The sequence below is a fragment of the Streptomyces sp. YIM 130001 genome, assembly GCF_003574445.1.
Lineage (GTDB): Bacteria > Actinomycetota > Actinomycetes > Streptomycetales > Streptomycetaceae > Streptomyces.
Window position 1 is genome coordinate 361013 of record NZ_KZ984548.1, and the last position, 18657, is coordinate 379669.

The 18657-nt window shown below is 71.4% G+C and carries 18 protein-coding genes and 1 pseudogene; 9 read left to right on the top strand and 10 right to left on the bottom strand.

Annotation, left to right across the window (positions count from 1 at the left end):
• Positions 1-55: 55 nt before the first annotated feature.
• Positions 56-1006 (bottom strand): hypothetical protein, encoded by a 951-nt coding sequence (locus DSC45_RS01700; RefSeq protein ID WP_119286327.1) that lies wholly within the window; start codon positions 1004-1006, stop codon positions 56-58.
• 115 nt (positions 1007-1121) lie between these two features.
• Positions 1122-1712: pseudogene (locus DSC45_RS01705) on the bottom strand (RNA polymerase sigma factor); the annotation flags it as partial.
• 231 nt (positions 1713-1943) lie between these two features.
• On the opposite strand from DSC45_RS01705, the gene trpS reads away from it, so the two are divergent.
• Together trpS and DSC45_RS01715 are read left to right on the top strand one after the other, a co-directional pair.
• A complete protein-coding gene (gene trpS, locus DSC45_RS01710; RefSeq protein WP_119286329.1) occupies positions 1944-2981 on the top strand; it encodes a tryptophan--tRNA ligase in 1038 nt (345 codons plus the stop codon).
• A gap of 130 nt (positions 2982-3111) precedes the next feature.
• Entirely contained in the window at positions 3112-3693 is a 582-nt protein-coding gene (locus DSC45_RS01715) for a 2'-5' RNA ligase family protein (protein WP_119286808.1), read from the top strand.
• Positions 3694-3774: 81 nt separating this feature from the next.
• On the opposite strand, the gene DSC45_RS01720 is transcribed toward DSC45_RS01715, so the two are convergent.
• Both DSC45_RS01720 and DSC45_RS01725 read right to left on the bottom strand, forming a co-directional pair.
• Positions 3775-4530: a decaprenylphospho-beta-D-erythro-pentofuranosid-2-ulose 2-reductase gene (locus DSC45_RS01720; RefSeq protein ID WP_119286330.1), complete on the bottom strand. Its 756-nt coding sequence runs from the start codon at positions 4528-4530 to the stop codon at positions 3775-3777.
• A 109-nt stretch (positions 4531-4639) separates the two neighbouring features.
• Positions 4640-5989: a decaprenylphosphoryl-beta-D-ribose oxidase gene (locus tag DSC45_RS01725; protein ID WP_119286332.1), complete on the bottom strand. Its 1350-nt coding sequence runs from the start codon at positions 5987-5989 to the stop codon at positions 4640-4642.
• Between the two features lie 332 nt (positions 5990-6321).
• Between DSC45_RS01725 and DSC45_RS01730 the strand changes: the two genes are divergently transcribed.
• Positions 6322-7278 (top strand): YihY/virulence factor BrkB family protein, encoded by a 957-nt coding sequence (locus tag DSC45_RS01730; RefSeq protein ID WP_119286333.1) that lies wholly within the window; start codon positions 6322-6324, stop codon positions 7276-7278.
• Here DSC45_RS01730 and DSC45_RS01735 read toward each other — a convergent pair.
• The gene (locus DSC45_RS01735) at positions 7226-8734 is read right to left on the bottom strand and encodes a D-alanyl-D-alanine carboxypeptidase family protein (RefSeq protein ID WP_240434319.1); all 1509 of its coding nucleotides are present in this window, start codon (positions 8732-8734) and stop codon (positions 7226-7228) included. The two genes, DSC45_RS01730 and DSC45_RS01735, sit on opposite strands and share 53 nt — an antisense overlap.
• Here DSC45_RS01735 and DSC45_RS36210 point away from each other — a divergent pair.
• The 4 genes from DSC45_RS36210 to DSC45_RS01750 all read left to right on the top strand — a co-directional run bounded on the left by DSC45_RS36210 (position 8673) and on the right by DSC45_RS01750 (position 12118).
• Entirely contained in the window at positions 8673-8912 is a 240-nt protein-coding gene (locus DSC45_RS36210; protein WP_240434320.1) for an SCO4848 family membrane protein, read from the top strand. The two genes, DSC45_RS01735 and DSC45_RS36210, sit on opposite strands and share 62 nt — an antisense overlap.
• 15 nt (positions 8913-8927) lie before the next feature.
• Positions 8928-10265: a metallophosphoesterase gene (locus DSC45_RS01740; protein ID WP_119286337.1), complete on the top strand. Its 1338-nt coding sequence runs from the start codon at positions 8928-8930 to the stop codon at positions 10263-10265.
• Positions 10266-10389: 124 nt separating this feature from the next.
• Complete coding sequence (locus tag DSC45_RS01745; RefSeq protein ID WP_346426637.1) at positions 10390-10902, top strand: ATP-binding protein; 513 nt, start codon at positions 10390-10392, stop codon at positions 10900-10902.
• Positions 10903-10924: 22 nt separating this feature from the next.
• Positions 10925-12118: a winged helix DNA-binding domain-containing protein gene (locus DSC45_RS01750; RefSeq protein WP_119286338.1), complete on the top strand. Its 1194-nt coding sequence runs from the start codon at positions 10925-10927 to the stop codon at positions 12116-12118.
• Between the two features lie 27 nt (positions 12119-12145).
• On the opposite strand, the gene DSC45_RS01755 is transcribed toward DSC45_RS01750, so the two are convergent.
• Entirely contained in the window at positions 12146-13663 is a 1518-nt protein-coding gene (locus DSC45_RS01755) for a sensor histidine kinase (RefSeq protein WP_119286340.1), read from the bottom strand.
• Positions 13660-14376 carry a response regulator transcription factor gene (locus tag DSC45_RS01760; RefSeq protein ID WP_119286342.1) on the bottom strand — a complete coding sequence of 239 codons (717 nt, stop codon included), beginning with the start codon at positions 14374-14376 and terminating at the stop codon, positions 13660-13662. The genes DSC45_RS01755 and DSC45_RS01760 overlap by 4 nt, the downstream gene beginning before the upstream one ends.
• 273 nt (positions 14377-14649) lie before the next feature.
• Between DSC45_RS01760 and DSC45_RS01765 the strand changes: the two genes are divergently transcribed.
• Positions 14650-15117, top strand: coding sequence for a carboxypeptidase-like regulatory domain-containing protein (locus DSC45_RS01765; protein ID WP_240434321.1), 468 nt, complete (start codon positions 14650-14652; stop codon positions 15115-15117).
• Here the strand turns inward: DSC45_RS01765 and DSC45_RS01770 are convergent.
• The 3 genes from DSC45_RS01770 to DSC45_RS01780 form a co-directional block, all read right to left on the bottom strand.
• On the bottom strand, positions 15110-15808 hold the full coding sequence (locus tag DSC45_RS01770) for a TetR/AcrR family transcriptional regulator (protein WP_240434369.1): 699 nt from the start codon (positions 15806-15808) through the stop codon (positions 15110-15112). The two genes, DSC45_RS01765 and DSC45_RS01770, sit on opposite strands and share 8 nt — an antisense overlap.
• A 164-nt stretch (positions 15809-15972) precedes the next feature.
• On the bottom strand, positions 15973-16497 hold the full coding sequence (locus tag DSC45_RS01775; protein WP_119286812.1) for a thiol-disulfide oxidoreductase DCC family protein: 525 nt from the start codon (positions 16495-16497) through the stop codon (positions 15973-15975).
• A gap of 2 nt (positions 16498-16499) precedes the next feature.
• The gene (locus tag DSC45_RS01780; protein WP_119286345.1) at positions 16500-16925 is read right to left on the bottom strand and encodes a hypothetical protein; all 426 of its coding nucleotides are present in this window, start codon (positions 16923-16925) and stop codon (positions 16500-16502) included.
• A 166-nt stretch (positions 16926-17091) separates the two neighbouring features.
• Here DSC45_RS01780 and DSC45_RS01785 point away from each other — a divergent pair, with 166 nt between their 5' ends.
• On the top strand, positions 17092-18624 hold the full coding sequence (locus DSC45_RS01785) for a protein kinase domain-containing protein (protein WP_240434322.1): 1533 nt from the start codon (positions 17092-17094) through the stop codon (positions 18622-18624).
• Positions 18625-18657 lie beyond the last annotated feature (33 nt).

An 18657-nucleotide genomic window follows, 5' to 3' on the forward strand; every position in this document is an offset into this window, starting at 1 on the left:
CCCCCCCCCCCCGGCCCCCCGCCCCCTCCCGCCCCATTCGTCCCCGCCCTTGCCGTCACCCCCTATCCCGGCCGGACCCCGCGCTCTTCGCGATTTCGATGGCCCGCTCGCGTGACGATTCGCCCTCGAGACGCAGGGTCCGTCCCTGTACCTGCCAGACCAGCGTCGGCCCGGCCGGGTGGGTGAGCCGGCGGTACCCGTGTCCGTCCGGGCCGAGCAGTCGCAGCTCCAGGGTGTGCACCTCGGGGAACCACAGGCCGTTGATGCCGGCCGCCTGCACCTGCTCGTACCGCGCGCGTGTGGTCTTCCAGAACAGTGGGTCGATGGACGCCGGGAACTGCTCCAGGCGTATCGGCCCGTGCGCCCCGCCGGTCCAGCAGACCGTGAGTACACGGCGGTGTCCTGGACCGTGGATCGTGACGGCTGCGGCTGTAGGTGCCCCCAACTCTTCGGGGAGTACGGGGGCGAAGCCGGCAAGGCGGCCGGCATCCGGCAGAGGAATCAGCCCTCCGCATCCGTCCCGCCGGGCAGGCTGATCGTCGTCGGAGTCTGGAGCGTCGGCCGACGGGTCGTGACGTACGGCGACTCCGCCGAAGCCGATCCACTCGCCGACCGCAGCCCGGACGGGCGGTGTCACGGCAGTCACGGTGAGCAGACCGCACAGTGTGGCCGTGATGCCGCGCCGGTGTCTGCGAAGCCATCCGCGCAGACGTTCCGAGTGGCTGGGCGCGACACGGACGGGTGTCGCAACCGATTCGGCGACTATGCGGGCCAGGACCTGCTCGGCCATCGTTTCGCCGTGCAAGTCAGGGTGGCGCAGCTGTCGCCCCAACTCGACCAGTTCTCGGCGTAGTTCGGGGGAAGCCGCTCCCTCCTCGTCCTGTGTCTCGCGCCCTCCGTGCGATTCGAGTCCGGTGCCCTGTGTCTCGCCCTCGCCGCGATCGTCCTGTGGTGTGCGCTCAGGCCCGGCCTTCCGCGGTGGGGCGTTCCCGTCCTCGTCGGTCATTCCTGTCACCTCCTCTCGGTCCCTTCTCCTTCTGCAGGGGGCCGTCACCTGGTACCGGTGTGCTCGCTCGTGCGCTGTGTGCTGGTGCTGGTGGTTGTGGTTGTGGTGTGGGCTCCTCCGGTAGGAGGCGGCCGAGCTTCTTCAGGGCCCGGTTCAGTCGGGACTTCACCGTGCCGCGGGGCCAGCCGAGGGCTTCGGCCGTCTCCGCCTCGTCCATTTCCAGGAGATAGCGGTAGGTCACGACGAGGCGGTGGTCGCCGCTCAGCCGGCTGAGCGCGTGGTGCAGGGCCGTGCGCCGCTCGACCTCGACCGCTGCCAGGGCGGGGTCCGCCGATTCGGGTATGGCCGGCTCGGCGGCGAGGAGGGCCGCCTCCCGGTCGGCTGCCGCTCTGAGACGTCCGGCCGAGCGGACCGTGTTCTTCGTCTCATTCGCGACAATCTGTAACAGCCAGGGACGGAAGGACTTCCCGTCCCGGAAGTGCCCCAGTGACTGGTACGCCTTGAAGAACGCCTGCTGCACCACGTCCTCCGCGTCCGCGCCCGCTCCCAGCGCTCTGGCTGCCCGCAGCGCGATGCCCGTGTGGGCACGCACCAGATCCGCATACGCCTCCGCCTCTCCGGTGCGCACCCGCTCGATGACCACGGCTTCGTCGCAGATGATGTGTCCCCCCCTCCCGCGTCCCTCCCGCGTTCTGACACAGGTGATACACCGCAGCCCGACAAGGGGTTCCCACTTCACCGCACCCAATTTTCCGAGGCGGCCACCCGCACCCGCCCGCACCGGCACCCACCCGCCCCGCCCCCCCCGAGCCTCTCCCGCACCCCAAAGCCACCGCCCCCCACCACGCGCCCCCTGCGCCCACCACCCCCCACCCCGCGCCCCTGGATTCCGACTCCGTCTCCGAAGCCGTCCCAGCCACCTGAGACAATGGGGCACATGGCCTCTGAACGTCCCTCCACCTCGCAGCGCCGCCCGCGTGCGTTCTCCGGAATCCAGCCCACGTCGGGCTCGTTCCACCTGGGCAACTACCTCGGCGCCATCCGTCAGTACGTCGCTCTGCAAGAGACCCACGACGCCTTCTACTCGGTCGTGGACCTGCACGCGGTGACGGTCCCGCAGGACCCTGCGGACCTGCGGGCGAACAGCAGGCTCGCGGCCGCGCAGCTGCTGGCCGCCGGGCTCGACCCGGAGCGCTGCACCCTCTTCATCCAGAGCCACGTGCCGGAGCACGCGCAGCTCGGCTGGGTGATGAACTGCATCACAGGGTTCGGCGAGGCCTCCCGGATGACCCAGTTCAAGGACAAGTCGGCGCGGCACGGCGCGGACCAGGCGACCGTCGGCCTGTTCACGTACCCGATGCTGATGGTCGCGGACATCCTGCTGTACGACACGGACGTGGTGCCGGTCGGTGAGGACCAGCGCCAGCACCTCGAGCTGACACGCAACCTCGCGGAGCGTTTCAATGCGCGTTTCGGCGGCGACATCTTCCGGGTCCCCGACCCGCACATCCTCGAGGAGGTCGCGAAGATCTACGACCTCCAGGACCCGTCGATCAAGATGAGCAAGTCGGCGTCCACCCCCAAGGGGCTGGTCAATCTGCTCGACGAGCCGAAGGCGACGGCCAAGAAGGTCAAGAGCGCGGTCACGGACACGGACACCGAGATCCGCTTCGACGCCGAGGCCAAACCGGGTGTGAGCAACCTCCTGACCATCTACTCCACCCTGACCGGGACCGGTATCCAGGAACTGGAGCAGAGTTACGCGGGCAAGGGCTACGGTGCGCTGAAGACCGACCTGGCCGACGTGATGGTCGAGTTCGTGACGCCGTTCCGGGAGCGGACCCAGGCCTACCTGGACGACCCGGAGACGCTCGACTCGATCCTGGCGAAGGGCGCGGAGAAGGCGCGGACCGTCGCGGCCGAGACTCTCGCCAGGGCCTACGACCGGGTGGGCCTCGTGCCCGCCAAGCACTGACCCGACGGAATGTCCGGCGGGCGCGGGAGGACTCCCGGCCCGCCGGCGGACGGACCTAGGACCCTGGCCGGGTGGCGGGGGTGCCGGAGACACTGGCAGCCCCTGCCGACCACAGATGGAGGACGACGACGTGGGGACCGTAACGCTCGGCGTTTCGATCGCGGTCCCGGAGCCTCATGGCAGCCTGCTCCAGGAGCGGCGTGCGGGCTTCGGTGATCCCGCGGCGCATGGCATTCCGACCCACGTCACCCTGCTGCCACCGACCGAGGTGGACGCCGTGTCCCTGCCGGCGATCGAACTGCATCTCGCGGAGGTCGCGTCGGCGGGCCGTCCGTTCCCGATGAGGCTCTCGGGGACGGGGACGTTCCGCCCGGTGTCGCCCGTCGTCTTCGTGCAGGTGGTCGAGGGGGCGGACGCCTGCACCTGGCTGCAGAAGCAGGTACGGGACGCGTCCGGGCCCATCGCCCGTGAGCTGCAGTTCCCGTACCACCCCCATGTGACGGTGGCGCACGGTATCGACGACGCAGCCATGGACCGCGCCTACGAGGAGCTGTCCGACTACGCGGCCTCGTGGTCCTGCACCGGGTACGCGCTGTACGAGCAGGGTGCCGACGCGGTGTGGCGCAAGCTGCGCGAGTTCACCTTCGGTGGCCCCACGATTCCGCCGCAGTCGGCGGGACGCGACGTCCGCGGCACCCTCCCGACCTGCTGAGGCCGGGGCCGAACGGCCCCCTGCACGGACGGCCCCCTGCACGGACGACCCCCGGCGCAGGCGCCCCCCGCAGGCGCCCCCTCACACCGGCAACCGCCGGAACACCGCGCGCGGAGTGTGCCGCAGCGCCGACATCACCACCCGTAGCGCCCCCGGCACCCACACGGTCTCCGAGCGCCGCCGCAGTCCCGTCTCGATCGCCAAGGCCACCGCTTCCGGTGTGGTCGCGAGCGGTGCGTCGGGCCGGCCGGCGGTCATCCGGGACCGTACGAACCCGGGGCGTACGACCATCACGTGCACCCCGGACACGTGCAGAGCGTCACCGAGGCCCTGGGTGAACGCGTCGAGCCCGGCCTTGCTGGAGCCGTAGATGAAGTCGGCGCGGCGGGCGCGTTCACCGGCGGCCGAGGAGAGCACGACGAGCGAACCGTGGCCCTGGGCCTGCAGCGCCGTCCCGCAGATGAGGCCGACCGACACGGCCCCGGTGTAGTTGGTCTGGGCGACGCGGACGGCGGCGAGCGGGTCGGCCTCGTCGCGGTCCTGGTCACCGAGGACACCGAAGGCGAGCAGGACCAGGTCGATGTCGCCCTCGGCGAAGACCTTGCCGAGCACCTCGGCGTGCGATTCGGTGTCGAGCGCGTCGAAGGCGACGGTGCGTGTGTCGGCGCCGAGGGCCCGCAGCCCTTCCGCGGCTGCCTCGAGCGCGGGGGAGGGGCGGCCGGCGAGCCAGACGGTGCGGGTGCGCCGGGCGATGAGTCTGCGGGCGGTGGCGAGAGCGATCTCGGAGCTCCCGCCGAGTACGAGCAGGGACTGCGGAGTGCCGAAGGCGTCCTTCATGACACGGGCTCCTGACTCAGAGGACCGGACGGTGCGGGGGAGGGACTGAACGGGCGGGCGTGAACGGGAGGGGCGGGGGAGGGAGTGAGCGGGCGGGGCGGGGATCGGCTCAGAGCGCGAGGCGCCGGGCCAGGTCGGAGGTGAAGACGCCGCGCGGGTCGAGATGCGCCCGCAGCGCACGGAAGGCGTCCAGGCGGGGATACATCGCGGCGAGCATCTCGGGCCGCAGACGGGCGTCCTTGGCGAGGTGGACGCGGCCGCCCGCCTCGGCGACCTCGGCGTCCAGTTCGTCGAGGAACGTGCCGAGGCCCGGCATCCGCGCGGGGATGTCCAGAGCGAGGCTCCACCCGGGCATCGGGAAGGACAGCCAGCCCGGATCCCCCTCGCCGAACCGTTTCAGTACGGCCAGGAACGAGGGGCAGCCCCGCTGCGACAGCAGTCCGACGATCCGGCGCAGCGCCTCCTCCTGCCCGTGCCCGACGACGAACTGGTACTGGACGAATCCGCTGCGCCCGTAGACCCGGTTCCAGTGCGGCACACCGTCGAGGGGGTGGAAGAACGTGGACAGCTTCTGCAGTTCGCCGCTACGCGCGCGTGGAGCACGCCGGTACCAGAGTTCGTTGAACAGGCTGACCGAACCGCGGCCGAGCAGCCGTTCCGGGAACAGTGCGGGCGCGGCGGGCAGCCGCTTCGGCCGGAAGGCGAGCGGCTCCCTGCGCGCGCGTGCGGGCAGTGCGTCGACGGGTGCGTGGTCGCCTCGTGTCAGTACGGAGCGGCCCATGGAGGTCCCGCGCGCGAGGAGGTCGATCCAGGCGATCGAGTAGCGGTAGCGATGGTCGGTGGCGGTGAGACGGGCCATCAGGTCGTCCAGGTCGGTGGCCCGTTCGGTGTCCACGGACATCAACGAGGTGCGGACCTGGATGAGTTCGATGGTGGCGGTGAGGATCACGCCGGTCAGGCCCATTCCGCCTGCGGTGGCGTCGAACAGCTCCGTGCCACGTTCCACGGTGGTCACGGTGCCGTCGGCGGTGAGCAGTTCCAGCGAGGACACGTGCCGGCTGAACGATCCCGCCGTGTGGTGGTTCTTGCCGTGGACGTCGGTGCCGATGGCCCCGCCGACGGTCACGTAGCGGGTCTCGGGCGTGACGGGCACGAACCAGCCGAGCGGCAGCAGTACTTCGATGAGCCGGTGCAGGCTGATGCCCGCGTCGCAGACGACGGTGCCCGCGTAGGAGTCGATGGAATGCACCTGGTCGAGGGCGGTCATGTCGAGGACGGAGCCCCCGGCGTTCTGTGCGGCGTCTCCACAGGCGCGGCCGAGTCCGCGTGCGATGCTGCCGCGCGCCCCGCAGTCCCGGACGGCGTCGGCCGTCTCCTCTTGTGTGCGTGGGCGGATCAGGCGGGCGTTGGTGGGGGCGGTGCGACCCCAGCCCGTGACGGAAACCGAGTCGGCAGACATGGGGGCGACGCTACCCGCCGACGGGAGAATTGCCGGATCTATGACACTCATGCCACATATGCGTGATTAAGCGAGTGTCACCCGGTATTGCGGTAGGGATATCGGCCGTACGGCCCCCGTCGGGGTACGGGTGTCGGCCGTACGGGGCAGAGCGGGACCGGGAACCGCGCGATGTCGTCCGGGAACCCCGCCACGTCCTCGGTTTCACGGCGCGGCCTGCGGATAGCGTCTCCGGTGCGGGCGCGGGCACGGAATCGCCCCGCACCTCCGGGGAACGCGGACGTTGGTCTTCCGACTGCGGGGAGAGCGGCAGGACGGGGAAGACAGGAACCATGGACTGGCTGAAAAAGCTCCCGGGCATCGGACCGCTCGCCACCCGGCTGATGGGCACGCACGCGTGGAGGTCGTACGAGACCCTCGACGCGGCCCAATGGTCGCGGCTCGCGGCGGCGATGACGTTCATCAGTTTCCTGGCCCTGTTCCCGCTCGTCACCGTCGGCGCAGCGGTCGCCGCGATGCTGCTGAGCGGCAGTCAGCTGCGCAAGGTCGAGGACACCATCGCCGAGCAGGTCCCCGGTATCGCGGGCGAACTCGACATCTCGGCGCTGGTGGACAACGCCGGCACGGTCGGCCTGGTCGCCGGCGGCGCGCTGCTGTTCACCGGCATCAACTGGGTCGGCTCGATGCGCGGCTGCCTGCGCGCCGTCTGGGGCAAGCCGGAGGTGGACGAGGACGAGAACGTGGTGCTGCGCAAGGCCAAGGACGCCGCCGTGCTCGGGGGGCTCGGCCTGACCGGACTCGCCTCGTTCGCCGCCTCGTACCTCGGCTCCGCCGCGGCGAGCTGGATGGCCCGCCAGGTCGGCATCGCGGACACCGGGGCGGGCAGCGGACTCCTGGTCACGGTGGCGTTCGCCCTCGCCGTGCTCGCCGACTTCCTGATCCTGCTCTACGTCCTGAGTCTGCTGCCCGGGGTGCAGCCGCCGCGCCGCCGGCTGTTCGTCGCGGCCCTGATCGGGGCCGTCGGCTTCGAACTCCTCAAGCTGCTGATCGGCGGCTATATGCGCGAGGTGGCGGCGCGGTCCATGTACGGGGCGTTCGGCGTACCGGTGGCACTGCTCCTGTGGATCAACTTCACGGCGAAACTGCTGCTGTTCTGCGCCGCCTGGACGGCGACGAAGTCACTCACGCGCCCCGAGCAGAACGAGGCTCCGGACGGGGGCGTGACGGCGGAGGAGCTCAGCGGCGGGGCAACCGCCGCACCAGGTCGGGCAGCGGCCAGCGGCGGTTGACGAGGAAGACGCCCGCCCCGATGACGGCGAGCACGCCGCCGGTGATCGCGAGTGCGATACCGAGCCCGCTCGAGTCGTCCTTCTTCGCGGCGGCGGCCGACTGCCCCGTGCCCTTGCCATGGTCCTTGCCGTGCGCGGGCGAGCCCTTGGACGCCGCATCGCCGGCCGCGCCCTTCGGGGCGACGAGTTCGCCGACGGGGTCGACCTTGCCGGCCGCGGCGAAGCCCCAGTCGAGCAGTCGCGCGGACTCGTTGTAGACGGCCTGCGACTCGTCGGAGTCGGGGTTCATGACCGTCACCAGGAGGACCTTGCCGTCCCGTTCGGCGACACCGGTGAACGTGGTCCCCGCGTGCGTGGTGCTGCCGTTCTTCACTCCCGCGATGCCCTTGTACGGGGTCACCCCGTCGGCCCCGGTGAGCAGCCGGTTGGTGTTCTGGATGTCGAAGTCGTCGGCCTTGCCGCCGCCCGGGAACTTCGCGGTGGCCGTCGAGCAGTACTCCCGGAAGTCCTTCTTCTGCAGCCCGGAGCGCGCGATCAGGGAGAGGTCGTACGCGCTGGAGACCTGCCCCTTGGCGTCATAGCCGTCCGGGCTGACGACGTGGGTGTCCAGTGCCTGCAGCTGCTCCGCGTGCCGGTTCATGTCCTGGACGGTCTTGTCGACGCCGCCGTTCATCGCGGACAGGACGTGCACCGCGTCGTTGCCGGACTGCAGGAAGACCCCGAGCCACAGGTCGTGCACCGAGTAGGACGCGTCCTCCTTGACGCCGACCAGACTGCTGCCCTCGCCCATGCCCGCCAGGTCCGAGGGCTCCACCTTGTGCTTCTGGTCCTTGGGCAGCTTCGGCAGCACGGTGTCGGCGAAGAGCATCTTCAGGGTGCTCGCGGGTGGCAGCCGCCAGTGCGCGTTGTGCGAGGCGAGGATGTCGCCGGTCTCCGCGTCGGACACCATCCAGGAGCGGCCGGTGACCTTCTTCGGCAGGACGGGGGTCTTGGTGCCCAGGTTCACCTGGGTGCCGGGCTGGCCGAGCCGCGCGCCGCCGACCGAGGACATCGCGGAGGGGGGCTTCGGCTGGTCCGGCTTGCTGCCCGGCTTGTCGTCCGCGAGAGCCGGCCCACCGGCGGAGACGGTGAGCAGCGCGGCGGAAACGAACGTCACCGCGCCCTTCGTTGCCCAGAAACCGACAGCAGAACGGGCAGTGGACGACAAAGAAGGCGCAGTAGTTGTCATAGAAGACGCACTCGATGCAGGCACGGACGAGAACGTACAGGGCTTCCCCCGGCTTGAGGCACCCGGAGTGCCCTGTGTCGTAGGACAATCACTCTTTTCGTGACCGCTCCGGTCATTGCCCCCACCCCGGCGGCGACTCCACCGGGGTCCCGGAGATACTGAAGGTATGAAGCTCAGCCGCCCCGTGTCCTGGTTCCTTCTCGCCTTCGGGGCCTGGAGCTGGGTCATTTGGGTCACTTTCGTCAAGAATCTGTGGAAGGACGGGAGCGGGCTCGCCTTCGACGACGCCGGTGACCCGACCACGTACTTCTGGGTCCATCTGCTGCTCGCCGTGACGTCCTTTCTCCTGGGGACGGTGGTCGGGGTCATCGGGTTCCGCGGACTGCGCGCCCTGCGCCGTACCTGACAAGGAGTCATCGACGTGGTCGCAGTTTTCGTGATCGCCGGTGTGGCGGTGCTCGCCGCTCTCGTCGCGCTGCACTGGTACGGATGGCGGCGCCTCGTCCGTGACACCACGGCGGCGGGCTCCGCGGCCCGTCGTATCGGTACGGCCGTGTTCATCGCCGGGCCGGCCCTGATGGTCGCGGCACCGGGCTCCGGCCGGGCCGGTGCGCCGTTCTGGCTGCAGCAGATCGTGGCGTGGCCGGGCTATCTGTGGATGGCGTTCTTCATCTACGTGAGCCTCGCGCTGGTCGTCGGCGAAGCGGTGCGCCCGCTACTGCGCCGGTTCCTCGAACAGCGTGACGTGCGCCGCCCGGACACCGGTTCGGTCGCCGTGCCCGCCGCGCCCGCGGACGAAGAGCCGGCGCTCGTCCCGCACACCGGGGAGTCGGAAGAGGCCGGGGCGGACGCGGGTCGGGCGCCCGACGCGCGCACCGCACCCCCCGCGCCCACCGAGCCGGCGGCCCCCGCGTCCCCGGCAGCCCCAGGGCCCTCCCGCCGTCTCTTCGTCTCCCGGGTCGTCGGCGGTGCCGCGGCCGCCGCCGCGGTGGCGACCGTCGGAGCGGGCGCGCAGAACGTCCTCGGCGGCCCGGCCGTCAAGCGGGTCACCGTGCCGCTGGCCCGACTGCCGCGCCGCGCCCACGGATTCCGTATCGCCGTCGTCAGCGACATCCACCTCGGACCGGTACTCGGCCGCGGCCACACCCAGCGCATCGTCGACACCATCAACTCCACCCAGCCCGACCTGGTGGCCGTCGTCGGCGACCTCGTCGACGGGTCGGTGGCCGACCTCGGCCCGGCCGCCGAGCCGCTGGCGCAGCTCAAGTCGCGCCACGGCTCGTTCTTCGTCACCGGAAACCACGAGTACATCTCGGACGCCGCCGAGGAATGGGTCGAGCACGTACGGGAACTGGGCCTGCACCCCCTGGAGAACGCCCGGCTCCCCATCGGCGACTTCGACCTCGCAGGCGTCAACGACATCTCCGGCGAGGACCAGAACCAGGGGCCCGACTACGCCAAGGCACTCGGGGACCGCGACACCTCCCGGGCGTCCGTGCTCCTCGCCCACCAGCCCGTGATGATCCACGACGCGGTGAAGCACGGCGTAGACCTGCAGCTCTCCGGCCACACCCACGGCGGCCAGATGTGGCCGGGCAACATCATCGCGGACCTCGCCAACCCCACCCTGGCCGGCCTGGAACGCTACGGAGACACCCAGCTCTACGTGACCCGCGGCGCAGGGGCCTGGGGGCCGCCCGTCAGGGTGGGCGCGCCCTCGGACATCACCGTGGTCACCCTCGCCTCCCGGCAGGCCTGACCCCCTACCACCGAAAACCGGCCACGCGCCCGGCCGTTGATGCGGTCCGGGATGACAGGGCCCGCTTCCGCATCGCACCATCATGTGCCCGAGGTGTGTGCGAACGGTGCCCGGAGGTGGCGCAGTGCTCCGACGCAACGTGGTCCGGCTGCCCCGGCACGCCGCCTACGTGGCCCTCGCCCGGCAGCGGGTACGCGACCACCTCGCCGCCTGGGACCGCCCCGCCGGCGCGGCAGGCACCACCGGATCCGCAGCCGACGACGCGGTGCTCCTGGTGTCCGAGCTGGCCACCCTCGCGATCCGGCACGGACCGGCCAGGGAGCGGGAGTTCGAGGTCGCCGTGACCGTACTCGCCGGCCGCGCGTGCTTCATCGAGGTGTCCGACGACGGAACGGCGGCCGTCCGCCTCACCCTGGACGGCGACCTCGAGGGCGGCCCCGGCGACGACGGCCCGCAGGGAAGGCCCCGGATCGTCGGCACGCTGGCCCAGGCCTGGGGAGTGTGGCAGGACGGACGCTACGGCCGCACCGTATGGGCCCTGGTGAGCGAACCGCCCGAAACCGAACCGGAGCCGGAGCTTGAGTCCGACCCCGAACCCGAACCCGAGCGCGCGACCGCGGACGGCACCCTCGCCTGAACCCGCCGCCTACGATGCGCCCATGCCCGGCAAGGTCTCGAAGAGCGACGTCATCGCCTTCCGTCTCGGCGCCCATCACCTCACCGAGCGCCTCGACCCCGACGGACTGCTCGACGCAGCAGGCCGGTGCGGGATCCAGAACAGCCCGCCCGGTTCTGCGCTCCTCGCCCTGCACGCCAGAGTGCGGGACGTCACGCAGGACAAGGTGACGGAGGAGATCGCCGGCACGAAGAGCCTGCTCCAGACCTGGTGCATGCGCGGCTTGCCCTTCTTCTTCCCCGCCGCCGACGCACCCGTCTTCACCACCGGCGTGCTCCCGCCGACCGACGAAGCGAAGCGCCACCTCGTCACCGGAGTGGAGCGGTCCGTGGACAGGCTCGGCATGAGCCTGACCGAAGCGGTCGAGCGCACGGACGCCGAGATCCACGCCGTACTCTCCGGGCGCCGGCTCGCTATCGACGAACTGGGCGCGGACCTCGCCCAGCGGATCGCACGCACCCTGCCGAAGAAGCAGCGCGAGATCTGGCAGAGCGACGGGCCGCATGCCGAGGGCCAGTCGCTCGGTGAGGGCGTCGTCCACTTCTGCGTCCGCATCCTCACGCTGCAGGGGACCCTCTGCTTCGCCCCGCGCACCAGGAACGAGGCCCCCTTCGTCCTGGTCGACGAATGGCTCGACACCCCGGTCACGGACACCGCCCCGCAGCTCGCCCGCTCCGAACTCCTGCGCCGCTACCTGCGCAGCTACGGACCCTCGACCCGGGGGCACTTCGCCGCCTGGCTCGGAGTCAAGGCAGGCGACGTGGACCCCTGGTGGTCCCTGCTCGAGGAGGAGCTCAGCCAGGTGGACCTCGGCGGCCGCAAGGCGTGGATCCTCACCGAAGACCTCGCCGCACTGAGGTCCGCACCCGAGCCCGAAGGCGTACGGCTGCTCCCGCCACGGGACCCGTACACCCAGATGCGGGACCGCGACACCATCGTCGACGAGAAGTACCACCGCGAGGTGTGGAAGACGGTCGGCGAACCGGGCGCGATCCTCACCCACGGCCGGATCAGCGGCACTTGGCGGCCACGCAAGAGCGGCCGGAAACTGGCCGTGACCGTCAGGACGTTCGCCTCCCTGCCGAAGCGCGACCAGCAGGCGCTACGGGACGAGGCCGAGCAGATCGCACCTCTGCGCGGCGCATCGACGGTCGACGTCGGGTTCGACACCTACTGATGCTGGCGGGCTGCGCGCCCGGAGAGATCAGGCCCGCTTCCCCGGAAAGACGTCCCCCCGGGACACCCCCACCGGCTCCGCCGGCAGGCTGACCGTCACCGTGAGCCCCGCCGCCGGCTCCGTCGCCACCGCCACCTCGCCGCCGTGCGCCGCCACCACACCCTGCACGATCGCCATCCCGAGCCCGCTGCCCGGACTGCCGCCGGTACGGAAGAACCGGTCGAAGATGCGCGACGCGTCCCGGGACGACAGCCCGGGACCCTCGTCCGCCACCGTGAGCCGCACCATGCCCTCGCTGCGGGCCAGTCCGATCGAGACCGCGGCCTCCAAAGGCGTGTGCGCACGTATGTTGCCCATCAGATTGCCGACCACCTTGCGCAGCCCGGACTCGTCCGCGCGCACCAGGATCGCCCCGTCCGCCGACACCGACACCGGCCGGTCGGGCTGCTGCGCCCGCAGATCCTGCGCCGCGTCCCGTACGAGACGGCTCAAGTCCACGTTCCGCAGCTGCAGTTCGGGCTCCTGGTCGAGGCGGGCCAGGGTCAGCAGCTCCTCGACGAGCCGGCCCATGCGGTCCACCTCCGCGTTCGTCCGGCCCCATACGCGGGTGCGTTCGTCGGGGTCGTGGAGGATCCCGCGGTCGTACAACTGGAGGTAGCCGCGGATCGCGGACAGGGGGGTGCGCAGCTCGTGCGAGGCGTCCGCGACGAAGCGGCGGAGCTGTTCGGAGCTGCGTTCGCGGGTGTCGAAGGCCGATTCGACCTGGTGGAGCATCGAGTTGAGGGCGAGTCTGAGCTGCTCGATCTCGGTCACCGGATTCTGGCCCGCGGGGACCCGCCGGGTCAGATCCCCTTCGGCGATGGCCGACGCCGTCTCCACCATGTCCTCCAGCGGACGCAGACTGCGGCGGGTGCCGACCAGGGTCAGTACGGTCAGCAGCAGCACGAGCAGCGCACCGAAGGCCAGATCGAGCTTGAGCGCCTGCCGGATCCCCACGTGCACGGCCTGCGTCGAGGCGGCCATCACCACGACCGAGTCGTCCCCGAGCCGGGCGCCCACCGCCCGGTAGGAGTCGCCGTCCATCTCGACGTCCCGCGGTCCGGCCTGCGTACGAGCCATCCCCACCGGGTCGTCGAGGGCCGCCACCAGCGTGTGCTGCTCCGGTGTGGGCGGCACCCCGGCGAAGGACAGCGCACGCCCCCGGGCGTCGACCGCGGCGAAGATCATGCCGGGCCGTGGCGGTGAGCCGTCCGCCCGCATGCCCTGGGCCAGCTGGTCGCGCAGCGAGCCGACCGCACCAAGCGCCTCGATCTGCTGCCGGGTGAGACCGGTCAGCTCCAACGACTGGCGGGACGACACCAGTTCGGTGTCCACCTTGTCGAGCAGATAGTGCCGCATGCCCATCAGACTCACCGCGGTGGCGGCCGCCACACCGAGCGCGAGCAGCAGTACGTTCACCGCGGTCAGCTTGGCGCGCAGCGAATGGCGGCGCCGGCCCTTGCGGGCGGTCGCGGACCCGGGGCGCGGGCGGCCGAAGAGCTTCATGCCAGCCCGTACCCGACGCCCCGCCGGGTGGTGATCTCCGGCGCGCCGAGCGGCGCGAGCTTGCGCCGCAGATAGCTGATGTACGTCTCGACGACGGTGGACTCCGCGGCATGTTCGTAGCTCCACACATGCCGCAGGAGCTGCTCCTTGGTCACCACCCGGCCGCCGTTGCGGACCAGGAAGCGCAGCAGGGCGTACTCGGTCGGGGTGAGCTGGACCTGGCGGCCCTCGCGGCGCACCGTGTAGGTCGTCTCGTCCAGTTCGAGGCCCTGGTAGCGCAGCGGCGGCGCCGACGGCAGTACGTCGCTCTCGCTGCCGTCCGCGGCGGGACGGGTGCGGCGCAGTACGGCGCCGACGCGGGCGACGACCTCGTCGATGTTGAACGGCTTGGTGATGTAGTCGTCCCCGAGGCCGAGCCCGCCGACGATCTCCGCGGGCGCGTCCCGCGCGGTGAGGAACACGATCGCCGTGTCCGGGCAGCTCCCGCGCAGCTCACGGGCGAGCAGCCGCCCGTCGCCGTCGGGCAGCATCACGTCGAGGAGTACGGCGTCGGGCCTGGTCCCGGCCACGTGCGTGCGTGCCTCGCGGACGCTGCTCGCGACGAGCACGCGGAAGCGGTGGTAGCGCAGGGCGATCGCGAGGACATCGGCGATGCTCGGCTCGTCCTCGACGACGAGCACGGTCGCGCCCTCACCGGCTGACGGCTGGCTCATGGCACCAGTATCCGCGGCCCGGGCGAGCGCCGGGACGGGCCCAGCTTTGGAGTTGCTTGAGAGTTCGCCCGGAATCAGTTGTTCCGAGCTGTCTTCGACGGATCCTGGAGACCGAGTGCGTACGACAGGACCGGAATCCGACCTTGCGGGCAGACCCGCCTGCACGGGTCGGGCCCCGGTCCACGGACTGCACAGAGGGGGCAGGAGATGAGGACGGGAAGGAAACGACGGAGGGGACCGCGGTTCCCCTGGCACCGGTTGATGGTCCTGTGGTTGTGGACCGGTCCCGGACGGTGGCGGCCCCGGCGGGCCTGGCGCCGCAAACACGACGCGGTACGACGCGGAGCGGCGGCGTGCGTCGTCGGCCCGCAGCGCGACGCGGGCGCCGGCCCGGCGGAAACGGGCGGTACGAGCGAGCCGGACGCCGGCCTGGTGCCCGGTGGTGCGGACGCGGGCGTCGCCTCGGCGGTCTTCGGCCTGATCCGCTCCCCGCAGGGAGAGCCCGTCCAGGGCGCGACGCTCACCCTCTTCGGACCGTCCGGCGCGCGCCTCGACCGGGTCGACTCGCTCGCCGACGGCTCCTACATCGTGTCGGTGCCGGGAGCGGGCCGGTACGACCTGGTGGTGAGCGCGCCCGGCAGCACGGCTCGCTCCTTCCTCATCGAGGTGGGCACCGACCCGCTGGTGTACGACGTGGAGCTGCCGGTCCGGCCCGCGGGCGAGGCGGACGCCGTCACCTGACGGTCCCCGCCCCGGCCGCGTCCGCCGGGCCGTCCCCCTCCGGCGGCCCGGCCGGCCGCGTGATCCCGGGCAGGAAGTCCGTGAACAGGTCGTGGACCTCGACCACCAGCGGCCGCAGCACCCGGAACCGGGCCAGTGCCACCCCGCGGGCGGTGAGCCGTGCGCCGCGCTCGGCGAGCCGGTAACTGCGCCGCCGCCCCGGCGAACGGTCGAACACCCAGTACAGGACGAGCCCCATCTGCGACAGCCACATCAACTCCGGCAGGATGCCCCGCAGTTCCTCCGGCACCTTGGCCTTGGAACCGGTGAGCAGCTCCCGGTGCACATCGAGCGCGGCCTCCCGCGCGTGCTCCGAATCCGTGGAGAACGGGCTGAGCGGACTGTCCGGGTCCGCGGCGTTCTTGAAGAACTGGGTGGCGAACTCGTGGTACGGGTCCGCCACGTCCAGCCAGGCCCGCAGCACCCCGGCGAGCCGCGCCTCCAGGTCCTTCTCCCGGTCGAGCACCGGCCGTACCGCCGCCCGGTGTTCGGCCGCGATCCGGTCGTAGAAGCCCTGGATCAGGTGCTCCTTGCCGCCGAAGTAGTAGTACGCGTTCCCGACCGAGACCCCCGCCTCCTTGGCGATGGCCCGCATCGTCGTCCTGTCGTACCCCCGCTCCTGGAACAGCCGCATCGCCGTCTCGAGGATCAGCGTCCGTGTCTGCTCACTCTTCGCGGGGCGCGGCTCTCCGGCGTCCTTGGCGAGCCGCGGTCCTCCGCCGCTCGCCGGGGGCTGCTGCGGCCCGTCGTTCCTGCCCGCCGCCGCGGGGGGTTCCTCGTCCGGGGTGTCGCTCGCTCCTAGCACGGTGTCAGAGCCTAACCAGTCGCACAGCGGCCGTCGGCGCAGCCGTCCGGGCCGTCGGATCCGGTGAACACCCAGCCCCGGTCGGGCCGGTACGTCCAGCCGTCCCCTCTGCGGTACACGCCACCGCCCCAATTGCCTTCGGAGGGGCGCTGCGCGGACCGGTAGCGGGCGGCGGCGAGCGCGGTGGCCCGCGCGATCCGGGCGCCCGCCGGGGTCGCCAACCGGTGGGCGAGCGGCCGATGTTCGGCCAGCGCCCACAGGGTGACCACCCAGGCGGCCGGCCCGCGGTAGAGCTGCCCGCCGTCGCCGATCACGGTGATGTCGTCGAAGGTCTTGCCGTGGTCGATCGCGGGGAACCGCCGTCGCGCCTCCGCGGAACCGGCGGCCACCAGGTCGATGGGCACCAACTTCCGCTGCCCGGCCAGCCAGCCGCGTACGTGCGTGCACAGGGCGCACTCGGCGTCGTAGAGCACGGTCAGGCGGCGTACGGGAGGCGGTGCGGGCCGGCGGTCGGCGGGAGCGGCGGCGGTGTGCATCGTCAGGCTCCGGTCGGAGTGGCCCACGGACCCTGCTCGCCGGCGAATCCCTGGGGCGGGACCGGCGGTTGCTGCTCGCGCTCCATCATGCCGCGGCGCCGGATCTTGTTGAGCACCCAGACGTTGCCGAGGTGCAGGACACCGAGGACGAGCAGCACGACACCTAGCTTCACCGAGAGCGCCTCGAAGACGGCGCGGGCGTCGGCGAGCGACTCGTCGCCGCTCAAGTACAGCGCGACGAAGCCTAGGTTGACCAGGTAGAAGCCGACTACCAGGAGGTGGTTGACGGCGTCGGCGAGCTTCTCGTTCCCCTGCAGCACATCGGCCAGGAAGATCCGTCCGTTGCGGCTGAGGGTGCGCGCCACCCACACGGTGAGGCTGATGCTGATGACCAGGTACACGACGTACGCGAGGACTGTGAGGTCCATGATCCTGCCCTTGCTCGAGCCGTCTTCGGAACGCGTCCCACGGCCCGCAGACCATTCTTGAACACGTTCAAAAGCTGATGGCCCTGACTCTAGACCTTTTTTTGAACACGTTCAACCATGGGTGCCCATGGAGCGCGGACAGTGCATTGGATAACGTGCGTCTCTGGTGAGGGAGGTGTGGCGCGCGATGGTCGCGGGGCTGGAGCCGGGGCAGGAACTGGACCAAGGGCGATACGTCGTCGGGGAGTTGATGGGTGAAGGCGGCATGGCGGCCGTCCATAGGGCCTGGGATTCCGAACTGGATCGCGAGGTCGCGCTCAAGACGATGAACGCCGCACTCGCCGTCGATGCGAGCGCCCGCGAGAGGTTCCGGCGCGAGGCGCGGGCGATCGCCCGGCTCAGCCATCCCATGGTCGTCTCGGTCTACGACGTCCGGGAGGAGCCGCTCGAAGGCGGCGCCGTGCCGTACATCGTCATGGAGTACCTGGACGGCCGCACGCTCGCGGAGTGGGCGCCGCGCGATCCCCGGACGGCCGGGGCCGAAGAGGTGCTGGCGGTGGTCTCCGACGTACTGTCCGGCCTCGCGGCGAGCCACGCCCGCGGGATGGTCCACCGCGACATCAAACCGGCCAACGTCATGGTGTGCCGGGACGGTTCGGTCAAGGTCATGGACTTCGGCATCGCGCACGCCCTCGACCACCAGGGCAGCACGCTCACCCGGACCGGCTTCTCGGTGGGCACACCGCACTACATGGCGCCCGAGCAGTTCGAGTCCGGCCGCGACCTCGACGGACGCACGGACCTGTACGCGGTCGGTGTCCTGCTCTTCCGGCTGCTCACCGGGGACGTGCCGTTCGACGCGGACAGCGGATTCCGGATCGGGTACCAGCACGCGACGGCCCCACCGCCGAAGCTCTCCGACCGGGGCATCGAACTCCCTGCATACATAGAGGAGTTGGTCGCCACGGCGCTGGCCAAGAGCCCGGACGACCGCTTCCGGGACGCCGAGCGCATGCGCGCGGCGGTGGAGGACGCCCGTGCCCGCCTCGCGAGCCCCCCGGCCGCGTACAGCCCCACGACGCCGGTCGGCACCGCCCCCGCCGGCGTCCACGCGCCACCGCGGTCCCCGCGGGGCAACCTGCACGCGGAGCCGACCCGTACGTCGGCGGCTCGGCCACCGGCGGAACCCGCCGCTCCGCTGCCGCCGCCCCGGCCCGCCGCGGGACCCTCGGCCCCGACCCGGACCACGGCCGATGCCCCGCCCAACCCGCCCTACCCGACACGGAACTTGGCGCATCCCCACGGCGCAGCCCCGTACCGGAGCGCCTCGCCGGCGGCGCCCGGGCCGGTGTCCGTCGCGTCACTGTTTCCGCGCTCTCTGCGGCCCGGGGTGCCCGTGCGATCCCTGAAGGAGCACATGGTCCTGCTCGCCTTCGCCCTCGCCCTGCTGCCGGTGGTCATCGCGCTCCTCGTGCCCCTGCTGGGCGAGGCGTCCGATGTGCCCAACGTGCTGGCAGTGCTGCCGACCGGAGTGGCGGCGTACGGGACATGGCTGTCCCGCAAGGGTGGGCTGTGGCGGAAGAGCACGGGGGAACGAAGCTGGCATCTCCTGTGGATGCATCCCGCGGCCCTCGTCCTGACCGTGCTGCATTTCCTGCTGGCGATCGCTTCGCTGGGCGTGCTGATCGGCGTCGGATGACCCTCGGGCCCGCACGGGCCCCCGGCAGTCCGT